The 18,489-nt window shown below is 76.4% G+C and carries 14 protein-coding genes; 12 read left to right on the top strand and 2 right to left on the bottom strand.

Features of this window, described 5'->3' with window-relative positions:
* Window positions 1-5: 5 nt before the first annotated feature.
* Window positions 6-5,504, bottom strand: coding sequence for an SCO7613 C-terminal domain-containing membrane protein (locus ACWFNE_RS16660; protein ID WP_452123538.1), 5,499 nt, complete (start codon window positions 5,502-5,504; stop codon window positions 6-8).
* A gap of 206 nt (window positions 5,505-5,710) precedes the next feature.
* Between ACWFNE_RS16660 and ACWFNE_RS16655 the strand changes: the two genes are divergently transcribed.
* The 6 genes from ACWFNE_RS16655 (at window position 5,711) to hisF (ending at window position 10,777) form a co-directional block, all read left to right on the top strand.
* Window positions 5,711-5,905, top strand: a complete 195-nt coding sequence (locus ACWFNE_RS16655; RefSeq protein ID WP_034634353.1) for a ubiquitin-like protein Pup — start codon at window positions 5,711-5,713, stop codon at window positions 5,903-5,905.
* Between the two features lie 6 nt (window positions 5,906-5,911).
* Window positions 5,912-6,769 (top strand): proteasome subunit beta, encoded by an 858-nt coding sequence (gene prcB / locus ACWFNE_RS16650; RefSeq protein ID WP_452123537.1) that lies wholly within the window; start codon window positions 5,912-5,914, stop codon window positions 6,767-6,769.
* The gene (gene prcA, locus ACWFNE_RS16645; RefSeq protein ID WP_452123536.1) at window positions 6,766-7,470 is read left to right on the top strand and encodes a proteasome subunit alpha; all 705 of its coding nucleotides are present in this window, start codon (window positions 6,766-6,768) and stop codon (window positions 7,468-7,470) included. The genes prcB and prcA overlap by 4 nt, the downstream gene beginning before the upstream one ends.
* Window positions 7,471-7,564: 94 nt before the next feature.
* On the top strand, window positions 7,565-8,926 hold the full coding sequence (pafA, locus tag ACWFNE_RS16640; RefSeq protein ID WP_452123535.1) for a Pup--protein ligase: 1,362 nt from the start codon (window positions 7,565-7,567) through the stop codon (window positions 8,924-8,926).
* 153 nt (window positions 8,927-9,079) lie between these two features.
* Window positions 9,080-10,003 (top strand): FKBP-type peptidyl-prolyl cis-trans isomerase, encoded by a 924-nt coding sequence (locus ACWFNE_RS16635; protein ID WP_452123534.1) that lies wholly within the window; start codon window positions 9,080-9,082, stop codon window positions 10,001-10,003.
* A gap of 3 nt (window positions 10,004-10,006) precedes the next feature.
* Window positions 10,007-10,777 carry an imidazole glycerol phosphate synthase subunit HisF gene (gene hisF / locus ACWFNE_RS16630; protein ID WP_452123533.1) on the top strand — a complete coding sequence of 257 codons (771 nt, stop codon included), beginning with the start codon at window positions 10,007-10,009 and terminating at the stop codon, window positions 10,775-10,777.
* Window positions 10,778-10,852: 75 nt separating this feature from the next.
* On the opposite strand, the gene ACWFNE_RS16625 is transcribed toward hisF, so the two are convergent.
* Entirely contained in the window at window positions 10,853-11,500 is a 648-nt protein-coding gene (locus ACWFNE_RS16625; RefSeq protein WP_452123532.1) for a TIGR03085 family metal-binding protein, read from the bottom strand.
* A gap of 64 nt (window positions 11,501-11,564) precedes the next feature.
* On the opposite strand from ACWFNE_RS16625, the gene ACWFNE_RS16620 reads away from it, so the two are divergent.
* The 6 genes from ACWFNE_RS16620 (at window position 11,565) to ACWFNE_RS16595 (ending at window position 18,464) form a co-directional block, all read left to right on the top strand.
* Entirely contained in the window at window positions 11,565-13,454 is a 1,890-nt protein-coding gene (locus ACWFNE_RS16620) for an ABC transporter ATP-binding protein (protein ID WP_452123531.1), read from the top strand.
* Window positions 13,451-15,286, top strand: coding sequence for an ABC transporter ATP-binding protein (locus ACWFNE_RS16615; protein WP_452123530.1), 1,836 nt, complete (start codon window positions 13,451-13,453; stop codon window positions 15,284-15,286). The genes ACWFNE_RS16620 and ACWFNE_RS16615 overlap by 4 nt, the downstream gene beginning before the upstream one ends.
* Window positions 15,287-15,353: 67 nt before the next feature.
* Window positions 15,354-15,788: a phosphoribosyl-AMP cyclohydrolase gene (hisI, locus tag ACWFNE_RS16610; RefSeq protein ID WP_452123529.1), complete on the top strand. Its 435-nt coding sequence runs from the start codon at window positions 15,354-15,356 to the stop codon at window positions 15,786-15,788.
* Complete coding sequence (locus ACWFNE_RS16605; protein ID WP_452123528.1) at window positions 15,785-17,356, top strand: anthranilate synthase component I; 1,572 nt, start codon at window positions 15,785-15,787, stop codon at window positions 17,354-17,356. The genes hisI and ACWFNE_RS16605 overlap by 4 nt, the downstream gene beginning before the upstream one ends.
* Window positions 17,349-17,990 carry a Trp biosynthesis-associated membrane protein gene (locus tag ACWFNE_RS16600; RefSeq protein WP_452123527.1) on the top strand — a complete coding sequence of 214 codons (642 nt, stop codon included), beginning with the start codon at window positions 17,349-17,351 and terminating at the stop codon, window positions 17,988-17,990. The genes ACWFNE_RS16605 and ACWFNE_RS16600 overlap by 8 nt, the downstream gene beginning before the upstream one ends.
* Window positions 17,991-18,146: 156 nt before the next feature.
* The gene (locus tag ACWFNE_RS16595; RefSeq protein ID WP_452123526.1) at window positions 18,147-18,464 is read left to right on the top strand and encodes an HGxxPAAW family protein; all 318 of its coding nucleotides are present in this window, start codon (window positions 18,147-18,149) and stop codon (window positions 18,462-18,464) included.
* Window positions 18,465-18,489 lie beyond the last annotated feature (25 nt).

Genomic DNA, 18,489 nt, shown 5'->3' with positions numbered 1-18,489 from the left:
TCGGGTCAGCGCATCGCGACCACGAAGCGCGCAGCCTCCCGCGCCTCCCGGAGCCGCCGCTCGTAGGTCAGGCCGAGCCCGAGCAGCACCGCACCGCCGAGCGCGAGCACGACCCACCACTCGACGACCTGCATCGCGGCGACCGCGGCGGGTGACGCCTGGACGACGGCCACGACGGCGAGCGCTGCGGCGCCCAGCACGAACGGCGCCTGCCAGCGCCGCACGGCGCCGACGACGACGGCAGCGGTGGCGCCCACGAGAACGAGCACGAGCCGCCACATCGTCGGCTCGGACCACCCTGTCGTGACCGGGACGACCACCGCGAGGATCAGCCCCGGCGCGAGGCACACCCACGAGCTCGCGCTCGCGTCGCGGAGCAGCGCGAGGACGCCGACCGCCAGCAGGGTCGCGCCGAGCAGCACGAGCGGCGCGTCGACCGGGACCTCCCCGCCCCGCACGGCCGCCAGGAGAGCCGCTGCAGCCGCGAGCACGAGACCGACAGCGCGGAGCTGGACGGCCCGCACACCCCCGACGGTTGCGTCGGCGGGGGCCACGTCCGAGTGCCCCACGAGCGCCCCGCGCCCTGCACCTGCACCTGCACCTGCGCGTGCGCCTGCATCTGCATGGGCACGGTCGACAGCAGCCGGGACGGTGGCGCGAACCCGCGCCGTGCGCGCCGCGCCGACCACGGCGAGGCAGGACCCGACGACGAGCACGGCGCCCGGACGGCCGAGGTCGGCGGGGTCGTCGGCGGCCGCGACGAGGGTCGGGGCGGCGGCAGCGAGGGCTACCGGCCAGGCGGCCCACGAGCGCGGCCCCGGACCGGTGAACGGCCAGGCCCGGCCCAGGAGCGCGACGGTCGCGCCCAGCACCAGCGCGGTGGCGAGCGCGATCAGCTCGACCCGGGGACCCGGCGTGGTGCTCGCGGCGTCCACGGTGTGCCGCCCGGCGACCGTGACGGTGAGCACCGCCGCGACGGCGAGCGGTACGGCGCGAGCACGAGCGGTGAGGCCGACGCGCCCCAGGGCCCAGCCGGCACCGAGCGCGACCATCGCGACGAGGAGGCCCACCGCCGGGCCGCCCCACGGAGCCGGGCCGAGCATGAGCGGCAGGACGAGGAGCGCACCGAGGAACGGCCAGCTCGCGCCTCGGTCGCTGCGTGTCACGACGACGGTCCCGACCCCGGTCACGAGGAGCCCCACCGCCGCGAGGACCGCACTCGGCGGCGGGTCGGACGGCGCGGCGGCGGACGCGAACCACGCGAGCCCGGCGACCGCGAGGCCGACCGGGACGAGCGAGGTGCCGAGGACCCGGCGCGGCGGTGCGGCGCCCGTGACGCCGGCGACCGCGACCGTGGCGCCGCCGGCGAGCAGGGCGAGCATCCGGCCGAGGGGCAGCGACGACGAGACGGGTGCGGCGACGGCGACGGCGACGGCGGTTGGCACCACCGCGACCGCCGCCACGAGCCAGACGCCGACGCGACGGGCCCAGGCGACGACGCGAGGAGCGGGGCCGGCGGGAGCGGTCGCGGCACGGGGAGCCGCCTGGCGGGTCAGCTCCCGCAGCACTCCCGCGAGCAGCACGGCGGCGGGCAGGGACCACGCCTCGACACCGGAGAGACCGGCTCCCGGTCCACCAGCAGCGGCCGTCGCGTGCCGCGCCGGACCGAGCAGGGCGAGGGCGGCGGCCGTCGCGAGCACGAGGGTGTGGGTGCTCGGCGCGACCCGGGTCGCCGGGCCGCGGGGTGCCGCGGACGACGTCCCCGTCGGAGCGCGATCGGGAGCCGGAGCCGGTGCGCCGAGCTCCCGCGCGGCGTCGTCGGTGCGGACGCGCACCGCGACCCCGACGAGCGCCGCAGCCAGCCCGCCGGCCGCGACGGCGCGCCAGGCGCCGTCCCCGAGGGCGAGGGGGAGGGCCAGGAGCGCGCCCGCGGTGCCCCACCACGGTGCGGTCCCGCCGCCCGTGCGCCGGACCGCCACGGCGAGCGCGAGCAGTCCGAGCAGCGCCACGAGCGCGTCCCCGGGCGGCTCGGTCAGCGTGGCCGCCCCGGCGAGCGTCGCGAGGCCGGCCACCGCCAGACCCACGACGGCGAGGTCGGCGTGCTCACGCACCGCCGACGTCCGACGGGCGGTCTCGAGCGCGAGCGCGGCGCCGACCACGAGCACCGCGACGGTGCGCACGAGGCCGCCTCCGGAGTCACGCACCGCCACGACCGTCGGGACGGCGGCCGCAGCGGCGACGGCCCAGGCGCTCCACGCGGCGACCCGCAGGTGTGTCGCCGACGGGTCGCGCGCGAGTCGCCAGGCGGCTGTGGCGACCACGGCGGCGGCGGGCAGCGACGCGGCCTCGACGGTGAGGAACAGCGGGTCGCCCGAACCACCCGCGGCAGCGGACCGCGCGCCGAGGAGGGCGTGGGACCACGGGCCCAGGACGGCGAGCAGCCCACCGAGCAGGGACAGGACGTGCTGCGGCTGCAGCCTCGACGTCCCCGCACCGGGTCGCCGACGCACCACCGGCAGCTCGACGAGCGCGACGAGGACCGTGCCGACGATCCCGGCGACGACGAACCGGGGGAGCCCGGCGGCGAGCTCGCCGTCGAGGAGGGCGCTCGGCACGGTCGCGAGCGCGAGCCCCGCGCCGAGCAGCGCGACGTCCCCCTCCGCAGCGGCCCTCCAGCGCCGCGCTCCCACCACCGCGAGGACGAGCCCTGCGGGTGCGAGGTAGGCCTCGGGGGTCCCGACGTCGCCCGCGCCGAGCAGCACCCAGGACGCCACCGTGGCGAGCGCGAGCGTGCCCCATCGCGCCCAGCGGCGGCCGGGCGCGAGCGACCAGGCGCCGGAGGTGATCGCGGCGACCAGGAGCACGAGGGCCGCGTTCGCTGCGGAGCCGGTGGGAGCCGCGCCGGACGCGGTCGCGACGGCAGCCGCGAGCACCGCCCACCCTCCTGCCTCCGCGGCGCGCCGCGCGTGCTCGTCGTGCGTCGCCGCCTCGGCCGCGGACCCGAGACGCGCCACCGCGTCCACCGCCGCCCCGCGGGCGAGCACCGGGGCGAGGAGCACCCCGACGGCGCCGGCCGCCGCCACCCCGACCGCGAGCGTGCTGCCCGGCAGCGTGCTCCCCGGGGCGCGCTCGAGGCTCACGACGGTGAGCGCGCCGAGCGGAGCGACCACGGCGGCGGCGACACGCGCCGAGCGGGGCACGGTCGTGCGCCCGCGCACGGCGACCAGCGCCGAGCCGGCGAGCGCGAGCACGGCGAGCAGCACGACCAGTGCGCGGAGCACGCCGGAGCCGTCCGGCGACGACGCGGCGACGGCCCACGGCCACGCGGTGCCGAGCGTCGCGGCCCCGGCGGTGAGCCAGGCGACGCGGTCCGGCGGGGCACCGCCGCGCCGCACGGCGAGCACGAGGCACGCGGTGACGACGACGCACGCCGAGGAGGTGCGCGCCACCGCCGGGTCGATGCCGGCGGCGACGAGGGCCACGACCGTCGCCGACCACCCGAGCAGCGCAGCGGCAGCGAGCGCCGCAGCGCGCAGGGCCGCGGGGCGGGCGAGCCACCGCCGGGTCCCGACGCCGAGCGCCGCCGTCGCTGCGAGTGCGGCGGCGAGCGGTCCGGGTGCCCCGTGGGACGCGGCGAGGGCGCCGAGCACCGCCAGGACCACGACGGTGCGCGCCGGGGCGCTCCCGCCGAGCACGGGCCGTACGCCGGCCGCATCCCCCGCGAACACGAGCGCCGCCACCGCGAGCAGCCCGAGGACGAGGCCGGTGCCGACGAGGCCGGGCCACACGCTCGCCAGCGCGACGGGGGTCGCGACGAACACCGCGCCGGCGATCCACGACCCGACCCGGGCCTGCCGGGCCGCGGCTCGGGTGAGCGCGACCGTCGCGGCAGCGCCCAGCACGAGCGCGACCGCCGCCGGCCCCGGGGCGGCGTCCGGCTCGACGAGCGACGCCGCGGTGACGAGGGGGAGCGCGACGACGGTCGGGACGCTCGCGAGCAGCGCGACGGCGTGCGCGCCCTGCGCGGTCCACGGCTCGCCGCCACGAGCGCGGCGGGCGAGGCGCAGCCCGAGCGTGACCAGCGTCGGTGCGAGCGGCACCAGCGCCCACAGCGCCGCGTCCTCGACGGCGCCGGCCCGGGTCAGCAGCACGACGACGGCCAGGGCGGCGACCGCCGCGAGCGCGCCCGCGAGCGTCGCCCAGACCCGGGCCGCGCCTCCGAAGCCGGCGAACGTGGCCGTCGCCCCGGAGCCCGCGCCGGCGGCGGGCACGGGGCCGCCGTCGGGCTCCGGGTCGACCCGCGCCGTCATGAGCCGGGACTGGACGGCGGCGAGCACCGCGGCCGCCACGAGCGCGGCGACGGAGCCCCACGCCGGGGCGGTCGGTGCGTCCCAGCCCGCGCCGTCCAGCAGCGCCGCGACGGCCGCCACCGATGCGACGGCGGCGACGAGGGCCCACGCCAGCACCCCGAGCACGGCCCGCTCGACGGCGTGCCGGTCCGGGGCGGCGGTCCGACCCGAGAACCGGGCGGTGGTCAGCGCGAGCGCCACGCAGGCGAGCCCGGCGAACCCGCCCGCCGAGGGGACGAGCGGTGCGAGCAGGAGCGGTGCGACGGGGACCAGGACCGCGCCGGCGAGCGTGCCGACCCGCAGCCGGGCGCGCACGCCCCACACCGCGAGCGCGGCACCGCAGACGAGCGCCGCGACGCCCGCGTACACCGCCGGTTCCGCCGGCCGCACGAGCCCGGTCGCCGGGACCGCCCACGCGTCGAGCAGCAGCAGCACGGCCGCGAGACCGCCGACGGCCTCCGCGCTCGACGTCAGGCCCGACCGGCGCAGCCGGCTCGCGACGGCGAAGACCACGACCGTGCCGACCGCGACGGCGACCGCGCGACCCGCGAGCGGGATCCAGCCCCAGCTGAAGAGGAGGAACACGATGCTCGCCGCCGCGAGGAGGCTCGCGCCGAGCACCTGCAGCACGGTCTGCACCCGCCAGAGCGGGCGCGCCGTGCTCGCCGTCGGGACCGTCCGGGGTGACGGTCCGGCTTCCGGGGCGGGGAGCGGTGCGCGCGCGGCTGCGGGTGTGCGGGGCGGGGCTGCCGGGGCGCGCGGGGGAGCCGGGGGTCGGGAGTGCCCCAGCCGGGGCCCGTCCGGGGTGACCGGGGCCGTCCGCGCGGACGGGAGAGCCTGCGCCGCAGCTCCGCGAGCCGCGACCGCCCGCGCGGTCGACGGCTCCGTGGCGGCCCGGCGGTGCGCGTCGGTGGTGGCCTGCCGCTGACGGCCGCGCATCCCGGCGAGGTGCGCCTGCCGGGCGTCGAGCGCACCCGCGGCGCGCTGCGAGAGGGTCCAGAGCTCGCGCGCGTCCGCCCCCGCGAGGTCGAGCCCGCAGGCGGTGCAGCGCGCGGACGTCAACGCGGCGGCGCACGAGGGGCACGCGCCCGCGTCGGTCAGCAGCCGCCGGACGAGGGCATAGGGGTCGGGGCTGGTGCCCTGCGCAGGAGGCATGGCGGCATCCTGGCCCATGCCGGGTCGCCGCCCGCCGCTGTGCACAGGGGCGGGCACGTGCGTCACCCGTCCGTGCCACGGTCGGTCGGTCCGCCGCACGTCCGGGGCAGGGCCTAGGGTGGAGCGAGCGGGCCGCACGCGGGGCGCTTCGGCACCTGGACGCGCGCGACCCGTCCGAGCACGACCGAGACACACGGGAGGCCACGATGGCTGGTCAGGAACACGGACGGGCCCGTCGCGAGGACGACGAGCCGGTCGACGCCCCGGAGCCGGCACCCGCGACGCCTGCCGCGCAGGCCCGCGACGCCGAGGTCGACGCCCTGCTCGAGGAGATCGACGAGGTCCTCGAGTCGAACGCGGAGCAGTTCGTGCGCGGGTTCGTGCAGAAGGGCGGTCAGTGAGCCTCGATGGGTCCGGATCACGCAGCCTCCCCGGGGCGGCTCCCGAGCGCGTTCCTCACGCCCGGGTCGCCGTCCTTCGTCGACTTCCTCGCCGGTCACGCCCCGTCGCTGCTCCCCGGTAACCGGACCCTGCCGCCCGTCGACGCCCTCGCCGCCCCGCACGCGACGACGATCGTCGCGCTGACGTTCGACGGCGGGGTCGTCATGGCCGGCGACCGCCGGGCGACGATGGGCCCGACGATCGCCAGCCGCGAGATCGAGAAGGTCTTCCCGGCCGACGAGTTCTCCGCGGTCGGCATCGCCGGCACCGCCGGGCTCGCCGTCGAGCTCGTCCGGCTCTTCCAGCTCGAGCTCGAGCACTACGAGAAGATCGAGGGCACCCTGCTCTCGCTCGACGGCAAGGCCAACCGCCTCGCGACGATGATCCGCGCCAACCTGGGGCTCGCGATGCAGGGGCTCGCGGTCGTGCCGCTGTTCTCCGGCTTCGACCTCGACCGCCACCGCGGGCGGATCTTCTCCTACGACATCACGGGCGGGCGCTACGAGGAGCACGAGCACCACAGCGTCGGCTCGGGCTCGGTCTTCGCGCGCGGCTCGCTCAAGAAGCTGTGGCGGCCCGGGCTCGACGTGGCCGGCGGGGTGCGGGTCGCCGTCGAGGCGCTCGTCGACGCCGCCGACGACGACTCCGCGACGGGCGGGCCCGACGAGAGCCGGCGCATCTGGCCCGTCGTGGCGACCGTGACCGAGGCCGGCTACGTGCGGGTGCCCGACGACGAGCTGGCGCGCGTCGTGGGCGACGTGACCACCGCTCGCCGCGCCGAGCACGACCGGACCCGTCTCGCACGAGGAGGTGAGCAGCGATGAGCATGCCGTTCTACGTCTCGCCCGAGCAGCTCATGAAGGACCGCGCGGACTACGCCCGCAAGGGCATCGCGCGCGGTCGGTCCGTCGTCGTGCTGCAGTACGACGACGGGATCGCGTTCGCGACCGAGAACCCCTCGCGCGCGCTCCACAAGATCTCCGAGATCTACGACCGCATCGCGTTCGCCGCGGTGGGGAAGTACAACGAGTTCGAGAACCTGCGGGTCGCGGGCGTGCGGTACGCCGACCTGCGCGGGTACTCCTACGACCGGCGCGACGTCAACGCGCGCGGTCTCGCGAACGCGTACGCCCAGACGCTCGGCACGGTCTTCACCACCGAGTCCAAGCCGCTCGAGGTCGAGCTCGTGGTCGCCGAGGTCGGGGACCGCGCCGAGGCCGACCAGGTGTACCGCCTGTCGTACGACGGGTCGGTCGCGGACGAGCACGGGTACGTCGTGATGGGCGGCGAGGCCGAGCGGCTCGGTGCGCTGCTCTCCGACGGCTGGCGTCCCGGGCTGCCGCTCGCGGAGGTGCTCGACCTCGCGGTGCGCGTGCTGGGCACCCCGGCCGAGGGCGAGCCCCGCCGCATCCCCGCAAGCCAGCTCGAGGTGGCCGTGCTCGACCGGACGCGCCCCCGCCGGGCCTTCCGCCGGCTGTCCGGCGTCGCGCTCGAGGACCTGCTCGGAGCGGTCACGCAGCCCTGACCGGGCCGGCCGGGCGCCCTCCGCTCGGCGCTCGGCTCCCGCCGTCGAGCGGCTGCGGCGGACCCTGAGGGACACTGACGACGAGGAGGCAGCCATGGACCGTCGGATCTTCGGTCTCGAGACCGAGTACGGCGTCACGTGCGCGTCGGACGACGGGCGCGGCCTGTCCGCGGACGAGGTCGCCCGGTACCTGTTCCGCAAGGTCGTGGCGTGGGGGCGCTCGTCGAACGTGTTCCTGCGCAACGGCTCCCGCCTGTACCTCGACGTCGGCTCGCACCCGGAGTACGCGACCGCCGAGTGCGACGACGTGCGCCAGCTCGTGACGCACGACCGCGGCGGGGAGCGCATCCTCGAGGGCCTCGTCGCGGACGCGCAGCAGCGGCTCGAGCACGAGGGGCTCGCCGGCCGCATCCACCTGTTCAAGAACAACACCGACTCGGCCGGCAACTCCTACGGCTGCCACGAGAACTACCTCGTGCGCCGCCAGGGCGACTTCTCGCGGCTGTCCGACGTGCTCGTGCCGTTCCTCATCACGCGTCAGGTGCTCACGGGTGCCGGGAAGGTCCTCTCGACGCCGCGCGGCGCCGTGTACTGCCTGTCCCAGCGGGCGGACCACATCTGGGAGGCCGTCTCGAGCGCGACGACGCGGTCCCGGCCGATCATCAACACGCGCGACGAGCCGCACGCCGACGCCGAGCACTACCGGCGCCTGCACGTCATCGTCGGGGACTCGTCGATGTCGGAGACGACGACGATGCTCAAGGTCGGCTCGACCGACCTGATCCTGCGGATGATCGAGGCCGGGATCCCCATGCGCGACATGGCGCTGGAGAACCCGATCCGCGCGATCCGCGAGATCTCGCACGACATGACGGGCACGCAGCCGGTCGCGATGGCCAACGGCCGGTCGATGACCGCGGTCGACCTGCAGGAGGAGTACCTCGGGCGTGTCAAGGAGTTCGTGGACGCCGAGGTGGACGCGACGCCGGTCGTCAAGCAGGTCCTCGACCTGTGGGAGCGCGGGTTGCGGGCGATCCGCACCGGCGACCTGTCGCTCGTCGAGCGCGAGCTGGACTGGGTGATCAAGTACCGGCTCATCGAGCGGTACCGAGCGAAGCACGGGCTCGAGATGTCGGACGTCCGGGTCGCGCGGATGGACCTCGCGTACCACGACATCTCGCGGACCGAGGGCCTGTACAACCTGCTCGCGGCGCGGGGTCTCGTCGAGCGCGTGACGACGGACCTCGAGGTGTTCGAGGCGACGGCGGTCCCGCCGCAGACGACCCGCGCCAAGCTCCGCGGTGACTTCGTGCGACGCGCGCAGGAGGCCCGGCGCGACTACACGGTCGACTGGGTGCACCTCAAGCTCAACGACCAGGCTCAGCGGACCGTGCTGTGCAAGGACCCGTTCCGCAGCGTCGACGACAGGGTCGAGAGGCTCATCGAGTCGATGTGAGCGCCGGCGCCCGCCCGAGCCGGTCGGTTGCGCGGGCGCCCGGACGTGCTCGCACGCCGTCGGGGGCGAGCGGTCCCGGGGCGCGAGTGCGTTCCCGGGCGCGCAGCGCGGCGCCGTACAGTGTGGGCCGACATGCGAGCGGAGAGGAGCGTCGTGCGACGTCTGGGAGCGGTGGCGGTGGCGGTCGCGCTGCTGGTCACCGGGTGCACGGCACCCGAGGAGGAGACGCTCGACGTGGTCGTGTCGGGTGAGGCGGGGGAGCGCCCGACCATCACCTACCGGACGCCGCTCAGCGTCGACGAGACCGTCTCGAGCGTGATCTGGCCGGGCTCCGGTCCCGAGCTCGTCGAGGGACGTCCGGCGCTCGTCGACTTCTGGCTCGAGGACGCGACCGACGCGACGGTCGTCAAGGAGAGCTACTCGACCAACCCGACGGCGCGCATCCTGTCCGCGGAGGACCTCGGGGAGGACCTCTACGAGACGCTGCGCGGCCAGCGGGTCGGGGCCCGCCTGCTGCAGGTCAGCCCCGCACCGGGCAACGGCGCCGCGGACTTCCCCACGGTGACGGTCCTCGACGTCCTGCCGACGCGCGCCGCGGGCGAGGCGGTGCCGCCGCGCGAGGGTCTGCCGACCGTCACGCTCGCCGACGACGGGTCCCCGTCGATCACGCCGTCCGCCGCCGAGCCGCCCACCGAGCTCGTGACCCAGCAGCTGCTCCGCGGCACCGGTCGGCAGGTCGCGGAGGGCGACGTCATCACGGTGCAGTACACGGGGTTCTCGTGGACCACGGGCGCGCCGTTCGAGTCGACGTGGACGAGCGGGAGCCCGGTGTGGTTCTCGCTCGACAGCGTGCCGGCGTGGTCGGCGCTCGTCGAGCAGCCCGTCGGCAGCCAGGTCATGCTCGTCGTCCCGCCCTCCTACCCGCTCGGCGTCACGCAGAGCGAGGAGCTCCAGGGTCAGACCGTGGTGTTCGTGATCGACCTGCTCGCGAGCCGCGCGGCCACGACGCCCGAGGGCGCGACGCCCGACGCGACCGCCCCCGCCGGCGGCGGCGCCGAACCGACGACGGAGGGCTGAGCCGTGACGCTCGCGCTGCGCGTGATCCCGTGCCTCGACGTCGATGCGGGCCGCGTCGTCAAGGGGGTCAACTTTGAGAACCTGCGCGACGCCGGCGACCCGGTCGAGCTCGCGCACCGGTACGACGCGGAGGGCGCCGACGAGCTGACGTTCCTCGACGTGTCCGCGTCGTCGGGCAACCGCGAGACCACGTACGACGTGGTGCGCCGGACCGCCGGCGAGGTGTTCGTGCCCCTGACGGTGGGCGGGGGCGTCCGGTCGACCGACGACGTCGACCGCCTGCTGCGCGCGGGCGCGGACAAGGTGGGCGTCAACACCGCCGCGATCGCCCGCCCCCAGCTCATCGCGGAGATCGCGGAGCGCTTCGGCAGCCAGGTCCTCGTGCTCTCGGTCGACGCCCGCCGGGTCACGGGCGGCACGCGCACCGACTCGGGGTACGAGGTCACGACGCACGGCGGCCGCCGGGGGACCGGGATCGACGCCGTCGCCTGGGCCGCGCAGGCCGCGGAGCTCGGCGCGGGGGAGATCCTGCTCAACTCCATGGACGCCGACGGGACCACCGCCGGCTTCGACCTCGAGATGCTCGGGGACGTGCGCCGGGAGGTCCGGGTCCCGCTCGTCGCGAGCGGCGGCGCGGGGACGCCCGAGCACTTCGTCGAGGCGGCCCGCGCGGGCGCCGACGCGGTGCTGGCCGCGAGCGTCTTCCACTTCGGGGCCCTCACGGTCGGCCAGGTCAAGCAGGCGCTGCGCGAGGCGGGCGTGACCGTCCGCTGAGCGCGCGGCCCGTCGCCGCGCGTCCGTCGGGCGACCCGCTGGAACGCGACCGTCAGTGGAACTGCTGGGTCGGCGTCAGCGGAACGGCAGCGCCTCGCGCACGGACTCCACGTCCTGCGGGGCTCCCTCGACGGTGACCTGCGTCGCGGTGCCCCGGCCGAAGCCGTGCAGCAGCAGGTCCGCGACGGACCCGCGCACCACGACGGTCCCGAACCCGCGTGCCGGTCGCCTGACGACCCGCCGCACGCCGTCGGGACGCACCAGCACGACGCCGGCGGCGACCTTGCGGTAGGTCAGCCGTGCCGCGCGCAGGAGGTGCGACCAGAGCGCCTGCTCGCGCTCGGGCTCGAGCTCGCGGTCCGTGACGGTCCCGGTGCCGCGCCGCACGTCCTCGGTGTGCACGAAGAACTCGACGAGGTTGGCCGCGTCGCCGGCCCACGTCACCGGGTGCCACGCGGGCGGCTCGGCGGCGACCCGCGCGACGAGGTCCCGGAAGCCGCCCTCGCTCAGCCCCGCCCGCGCGAGGTCCTCGATCGCGCGCTCGGCCCGGCCGGCGAGCGGCGGCACGGCGAGCCCGGCGGGCACGACCAGCGAGCCCTCGCGCAGCACGACGTGCGCGGCGAGGTGCCGTGCCTGCCAGCCCTCGCACAGCGTCGGGGCCTCGGGGCCCGCGTCGGTCAGGGCCTGCGCGAGCTCGCGCCGTTCGAGGGTGTGCCACGTCATCCGGGCATCGTCGCACGTGCGTGAGACGATGGTGCGATCCCCGCCCGCCCCGGAAGGACCTGCTGTGCCCACGCGTGCCCGACCCCCCGCCGGGGTCGCCCTGACCGGCTCCGTCGCGCGCAGGTCGGTCCAGCTCCTCGTCCGGGGCATGGCGTCCCAGCCCTGGACGTACACGTGGGCGGTGCTGCTGTCCGCGGCGTTCGGCACGCTCACGGTCATGGTGAGCCGGGTGCTCGGCTGGGTCACCGACGGCGTCGTCGTCCCGGCGATCGACGGCTCGGGGGACGCGCGGGACCGGATCTGGCAGGCGGGTCTCGCGCTCGCCGGCGTGGCGCTCGCGCTCGCGCTCGCCGTGGCAGGACGGCGCATCTTCGCGGGGATGGGGGTCGCCGACCAGCAGGCCGACCAGCGCGTGCGGGTGACCCGGCAGTACCTGCGCCTGCCGATGTCGTGGCACCGCCGCCACCCCACGGGGCAGCTCCTCGCGAACGCGAGCTCGGACGTCGAGGCCTCGACCTCGGTGTTCAACCCGCTGCCGTTCGCGCTCGGCGTCGTCGTGATGATCGCCGTCGCGGCGGTCGGGCTGCTGCGCACCGACGTGTGGCTCGCGCTCGCCGCGCTCGTCGTCATCCCGCTCGCGGTCGTCGCGAACGTCGTCTTCCAGCGCCGGATGTCCCCGGCGATCACGCGGGCGCAGCAGCTGCGCTCCGAGGTCTCCGACATCGCGCACGAGAGCTTCGAGGCCGGGGTCCTCGTCAAGTCCCTCGGCACCGAGGACCGTGAGGTCGTGCGGTTCGCCGGGCGCGCGGGCGAGCTGCGGGACGCGAACATCCGCGTCGGCGTGGTGCGGGCTCTGTTCGACCCGGTGATCGACGTGCTGCCCGGCCTCGGGACGCTGCTCGTGCTGCTCGTCGGTGCGGTGCGCGTGGCCGACGGCGCGGTGGGCACGGGTGACGTCGTGGCCGCCGCCTACCTGCTCACGATGCTCGGGGTCCCGGTGCGTGCCTTCGGGTGGGTGCTCGGGGAGCTCCCGCGCTCGCTCGTCGGCTTCGACCGCGTCGCGCGGGTGCTCGACTCCTCCGCCGTGCCCGTCGACGGCCGGGCGACGCTGCCCCGGGGTGCGGCGGGTGCCCACGCGCAGATGCGCGGCGTCGGCGTCCGGGTGGGCTCGGGCGACACCGCCGCAGACCTGCTCGTGGACGTCGACCTCGACGTCGCGCCCGGCCGGACCGTCGCTGTCGTCGGGTCCACGGGTGCGGGCAAGACGACGCTCGTGTCGCTGTTCAGCCGGTTGTCCGACCCGACGGCGGGGGCCGTGCTGCTCGACGGCCAGGACCTGCGCGACGTGCGGCCCCCCGACATCGCCGCGCAGGTGGCCCTGGTCTCCCAGTCGACGTTCGTGTTCGAGGACTCGGTGCGCGCCAACGTGACGCTGTGCGACGACGACGACCCCGAGGCACCGACGGACGCGCAGGTGTGGCAGGCGCTGGCCGCCGCGCACGTCGACGACGTGGTCCGCGCGCTGCCGGGCGGGCTCGACGCCCGGCTCGGGGAGCGCGGGTCGAACCTCTCGGGCGGTCAGCGCCAGCGGATCGCGCTCGCCCGCGCCCTCGTGCGGTCCCCGCGCCTGCTCGTGCTCGACGACGCGACGTCCGCCGTCGACCCCGGCATCGAGCAGGCCATCCTGACGGGGCTGCGCCCGCGGGACGGCGGCCCGCCCGGGTCTGTGAGCGTGCTCATGGTGGCGTACCGCATGTCGTCGGTGCTGCTCGCGGACGAGGTGGTGCACCTCGAGAACGGCCGCGTCGTCGACCAGGGCACGCACGAGCAGCTGCTCGCGCGCGACCCGGGGTACCGGGCGCTGGCGACGGCGTACGAGCAGGAGTCGCTGCGCCGTGCGCGTGCGGCGGCCGACGCGCTCGACGACGAGGCGGACGCCGGGGTGGCCCGATGAGCCGGCGGCCGGTCGCCCCCGAGCAGGGCGGGCCGTCGTCGGCCCGCGGGATCTCGGCGGCCGAGCTCGGCGTCCTCGCGACCCTGCGCCGCGGCGTCCAGGTCTCGCCGCAGCTGCTCGACGGCCTCGCGCTGACCGTGGTGCTCGCCGTCCTCGCGGCGCTGGGCCGCGTGCTCGTGCCCGTGACCGTGCAGCAGACGATGGACACCGGGATCCTCGCCGCCGGCGGCCCCGACGTGCAGCGCGTCGTGACGCTCGTGGTGGTCGCGGCGACCGGCCTGATGCTCGGCGCCGCGTGCTCGGCGCTCGTCAACGTGCGGCTCTTCCGCGCGAGCGAGCGGGGTCTCGTGGCGCTGCGCGTGCGCGCGTTCCGGCACGTGCACGACCTGTCGGCGCTCACGCTGGACGCAGAGCGGCGCGGGTCGCTCGTCTCCCGCGTGACCTCCGACGTCGACACCATCTCGATGTTCGTGCAGTGGGGCGGCATCATGCTGCTCGTCTCGCTGCTGCAGATCTCGGTCGCGACGGTCCTCATGGCCGTCTACTCCTGGCAGCTCACGATCCTGGTCTGGCTCTCGTTCCTGCCCCTCGTGCTCGTGCTGCGCCCGCTGCAGAAGCGCGTCAACGCCGCGTACACGCTCGTGCGCTCGCGGGTCGGCGCGATGCTCGGTGCGGTGTCGGAGGCCGTCGTCGGCGCCGAGACGGTGCGGGCCTACGGGGTCCAGGAGCGCACGGGACGGCGGATCGACGAGTCCGTCCGGGCAACCCGGCAGGCGATGGTGCGCGCGCAGAACGTCGTCGCGGTCGTCTTCTCGAGCGGGGTGCTCGTCGCGAACCTCGTGCTCGCCGTCGTCGTGGTGGCCGGCACGTACCTCGGCGTCGCGGGCGAGCTGACCGTGGGGCGGCTCCTCGCGTTCCTGTTCCTCGTCCAGCTGTTCACGGGCCCGGTGCAGATGGCGACCGAGATCCTCAACGAGCTGCAGAACGCGGTCGCGGGCTGGCGCCGGGTGCTCGCGGTCATCGAGACGCCGGTGCTGGTCCCCGACCCGGGCGAGGACGGCGTCGACTCCCCGCGCGGCCCCGCGACCGTCGAGCTGCGCGGCGTCGGCTTCGCCTATCCGGAGGGTCCGCCGGTGCTGCACGGCATCGACCTGACGATCCCCGCGCGCACCTCCGTCGCGGTCGTGGGCGCGACCGGCTCGGGCAAGACGACGGTCGCGAAGCTCGTCGCGCGGCTCATGGACCCGACGACCGGGCAGGTGCTGCTCGACGGCGTGGACCTGCGCCGGATCCGGTCCGCGAGCCTGCGCGAGCGTGTCGTGATGGTGCCGCAGGAGGGCTTCCTCTTCGACGCGACGCTCGGGGAGAACCTCGCGTACGGCTGGCGCGGGGGCTCCGGGCCGGACGGGGTCGACGAGGTGCACCTGCTCACGGCGCTCGACGACCTCGGGCTGCGCGAGTGGCTCGCGGAGCTCCCGCAGGGGCTGGCCACGCCGGTGGGCCAGCGCGGGGAGTCGCTGTCGGCGGGGGAGCGCCAGCTCGTCGCGCTCGCCCGGGCCTACCTCGCGGGCGCCGACCTGCTCGTGCTGGACGAGGCGACGTCCGCGGTCGACCCGGCGACCGAGGTCCGCATCGCGCGCGCGCTCGACTCCCTCACGCACGGGCGCAGCACCCTCACGATCGCGCACCGGCTCTCGACCGCCGAGGCCTCCGACCTCGTCGTCGTGGTTGACGCGGGCCGGGTCGTGGAGACCGGGTCGCACACCGAGCTGCTCGCGCGCGGCGGCGTCTACGCGGGCATGCACGGCTCGTGGGTGGCCCAGACGCGCTGACCCGGACCGCGCGTCCGCGGCACGGTCCCGGCGGCGACGGCGCGTTGCGTCGTGGGAGGATTCCGGCGTGGTCGCCTCGTCCGCGCCGTCCGTCGGCGCCCCCGTCCCCCCGTCCGCGCTGGACCCGCAGGTCGCCGCGCGCCTGAGCCGTGACGGCGCGGGTCTCGTCGCGGCGGTCGTGCAGCAGCACGACACCGGCGACGTCCTGATGGTCGGCTGGATGGACGACGAGGCGCTCGCCCGCACGCTGACGTCGGGCCGCGTGACGTTCTGGAGCCGCTCGCGCCAGGAGTACTGGCGCAAGGGCGACACGTCCGGGCACGCGCAGTACGTGAAGGCGGTCAGCCTCGACTGCGACGGCGACGCCCTGCTCGTGCAGGTCGACCAGGTCGGCGCGGCCTGCCACACCGGGACCCGCACGTGCTTCGAGGCCGGCGGCCCGCTGCCCGCCGTCGTCGGCGTGCGCCCCGACACCATCCCGAGCACCGAAGGAGCGCGATGAGCACCGCCACGACCCCGCCCCCGGCACCTGCGGTCCAGGTCCCGTGGGGCACGACGTGGCCGGTGCTCGAGGAGTTCCGCACGCTCGCCGCGGACCGGCGGGTCGTCCCCGTCGTGCGCCGCCTCCTCGCCGACGACGTCACCCCGGTCGGCCTCTACCGCACGCTCGCGCAGGGCCGCCCGGGGACGTTCGTGCTCGAGTCGGCCGAGTCGGACGGCACGTGGTCGCGCTACTCGTTCGTCGGGGTCCGCTCGCGCGCGACGCTGACGTCGCGCGACGGCCGTGCCGTGTGGACGGGGGACGTGCCCGTGGGCGTCCCGCTCGACGGTGCACCCCTCGACGTCCTCGCGAGGACGCTCGAGGTCCTGCGCACGCCCGCGGTCCCGGGCCTGCCGCCGCTGACCGGCGGGCTGGTCGGTGCGCTCGGCTGGGACATCGTCCGGCAGTGGGAGCCGACGCTGCCGGCGAAGGCGCCCGACGAGCTCGGCGTCCCCGAGCTCACGCTGTGCCTCGCGAGCGACCTCGCGGTCGTCGACCACGTCGACGGGTCGGTCTGGCTCGTCGCCAACGCGATCAACTTCGACGACACCGACGAGCGCGTCGACGAGGCCCACGCCGACGCGGTCGCACGCCTCGACGCGATGCAGGCCGCGCTCGCGACCCCGGCCCCGCCGGCGACCGCGGTGCTCGCCGACGTGCCGGAGCCCGAGCTCGAGTTCCGCTCGACCCGCGAGGAGTTCGAGCAGGCGGTGCGCGTGGGGCAGGAGGCGATCCGCGACGGCGAGGTCTTCCAGATCGTCCTGTCGCAGCGCCTCGACCTCGACTGCCCCGCCGAGCCGATCGACGTCTACCGGGTCCTGCGGACGATCAACCCGAGCCCGTACATGTACTACCTGCAGCTGCAGGACGCCGACGGGGGCGACTTCGCGGTGGTCGGCTCGAGCCCGGAGACCCTCGTGAAGGTGACCGAGGGGCGCGTCGTGACGTTCCCCATCGCCGGGTCCCGGCCCCGCGCGGCGACGCCCGAGGCGGACCGCGAGCTCGGCGAGGAGCTGCTCGCCGACCCGAAGGAGCGCGCCGAGCACATCATGCTCGTCGACCTCTCCCGCAACGACCTCGTCAAGGTGTGCGAGCCGTCGAGCGTCGAGGTCGTCGAGTTCATGGCGGTCAAGCGCTTCAGCCACATCATGCACATCTGCTCGACGGTCGTCGGGCAGCTGCGCGCGGGCGCCACGGCGCTGCAGACGCTCACGGCGACGTTCCCCGCCGGCACGCTCTCGGGGGCCCCGAAGCCCCGGGCGATCGCCCTCATCGACGAGATCGAGCCCGCGCGCCGGGGGATCTACGGCGGGACGGTCGGGTACTTCGACCTCGCGGGCGACATGGACATGGCGATCGCGATCCGCACCGCGCTGATCCGCGACGGCCGCGCCTCGGTCCAGGCGGGCGGCGGCATCGTGGCCGACTCCGTGCCCGCGCTCGAGTACGAGGAGTCGCGCAACAAGGCCGCGGCTGCCGTGCGTGCCGTGCAGGTCGCGGCCCGGCTGCGGCCGGCGACCCGTGGCTGACGCGGGCCCCGGCCCCCGCGGACCGGGTGCACCGGCGCCCGCGGGGAAGCCGGGCGCGAGCCGGCGCGGCCGCACCGCCGGCCTACTGGTCCTCGCGGCGCTCGCCACAGCCGCGTCGAGCGTGCCGGTCTGGCTCCGCGCGACCGGCTCGAGCGCCGTCCGGGGCGAGGTCGACGTCCCCGTCACGGGCACCCAGGCCGCGCCGGCGGTGCTCGCCGCCGCCGTCGCCCTGCTCGCGGCCGCGGCAGCGGTCGGGCTCGTCGGCCGGGTCGGCCGGTGGGTCGTCGCCGCGGTCGTCGCGGCAGCCGGGGCGACGGTGGTCGTCTCCGCGCTCGCGGTGCTCGGGGACCCCGAGGGCGCCGCGCGCACGGTCGTCGCCGCGGTGACCGGCGTCGGTGCGCTGGCAGGTCCCGTGACCCCGACGCCCTGGCCCGTCGTCGCGGCCGTCGTCGGCGTCCTCGACGTGCTGGTCGCCGCCGTCGTCGTGGTGTGGTCGCGACGCTGGGCGGCGCCGACGAGCCGGTACGGGGCTGCAGGGGACGCGCGCGGCCCGGGTCCCGTCGCCGCGGCGCCCCCTCCCGACGACGACCGCTCGGCGTGGGACGCGCTCAGCCGGGGCGACGACCCGAGCTGACCGGAGCCGTCGGCGGGTCGGTCCGGAGCCTCTCCCGTGCGTCACCCGGACGGGCGCCACGCGCCGCCCCGCCCCGCCCCGCAACGCGTCCCGCCTGCTCAGCAGCGGCGTTCCGCTAGGGTTGACCGCAGAAACACGATCGAAAGGCGCTGCCACATGGCCGAGCACTCCGTCGAACGCCGGCACACCGGCTCGACCCCCACCGGGAGCCACTCCCAGGAGGTCGCGTACCTCCCGCTGAGCAGCCCCCCGAGCAACCACGGCCACACCACCGCTGCCTGGACGCTGGTCGTCCTCGTCCTCGTCGGCTTCACGATCTCGGCGCTCGCCGTGACGTTCGCCGTCGTCTGGCTCTTCTGGGCCGGCCTGGGCGTGTGCCTCCTCGGCGTCCTCGCCGGCAAGGCGCTCCAGGCCATGGGCCACGGGCAGGGCGGCGCGGCGACCCTCGCGAAGCAGTCCGGCTCCGGTCACTGACCCCCACGGGCCCCCGCACGACCCC

This window comes from Cellulomonas sp. NPDC055163 (assembly GCF_053607065.1).
Note: the sequence above shows the minus strand (reverse complement) of the source record. Positions and strands in the feature narration are given on the sequence as shown.

Excerpts from the sequence above, each read along its gene's own strand:
- ACWFNE_RS16660 (WP_452123538.1), bottom strand. The coding sequence starts at position 5,504 with ATGCCTCCTGCGCAGGGCACCAGCCCCGACCCCTATGCCCTCGTCCGG.
- ACWFNE_RS16655 (WP_034634353.1), top strand. The coding sequence starts at position 5,711 with ATGGCTGGTCAGGAACACGGACGGGCCCGTCGCGAGGACGACGAGCCG.
- prcB (WP_452123537.1), top strand. The coding sequence starts at position 5,912 with ATGGGTCCGGATCACGCAGCCTCCCCGGGGCGGCTCCCGAGCGCGTTC.
- prcA (WP_452123536.1), top strand. The coding sequence starts at position 6,766 with ATGAGCATGCCGTTCTACGTCTCGCCCGAGCAGCTCATGAAGGACCGC.
- pafA (WP_452123535.1), top strand. The coding sequence starts at position 7,565 with ATGGACCGTCGGATCTTCGGTCTCGAGACCGAGTACGGCGTCACGTGC.
- ACWFNE_RS16625 (WP_452123532.1), bottom strand. The coding sequence starts at position 11,500 with ATGACGTGGCACACCCTCGAACGGCGCGAGCTCGCGCAGGCCCTGACC.
- ACWFNE_RS16615 (WP_452123530.1), top strand. The coding sequence starts at position 13,451 with ATGAGCCGGCGGCCGGTCGCCCCCGAGCAGGGCGGGCCGTCGTCGGCC.
- ACWFNE_RS16605 (WP_452123528.1), top strand. The coding sequence starts at position 15,785 with ATGAGCACCGCCACGACCCCGCCCCCGGCACCTGCGGTCCAGGTCCCG.
- ACWFNE_RS16595 (WP_452123526.1), top strand. The coding sequence starts at position 18,147 with ATGGCCGAGCACTCCGTCGAACGCCGGCACACCGGCTCGACCCCCACC.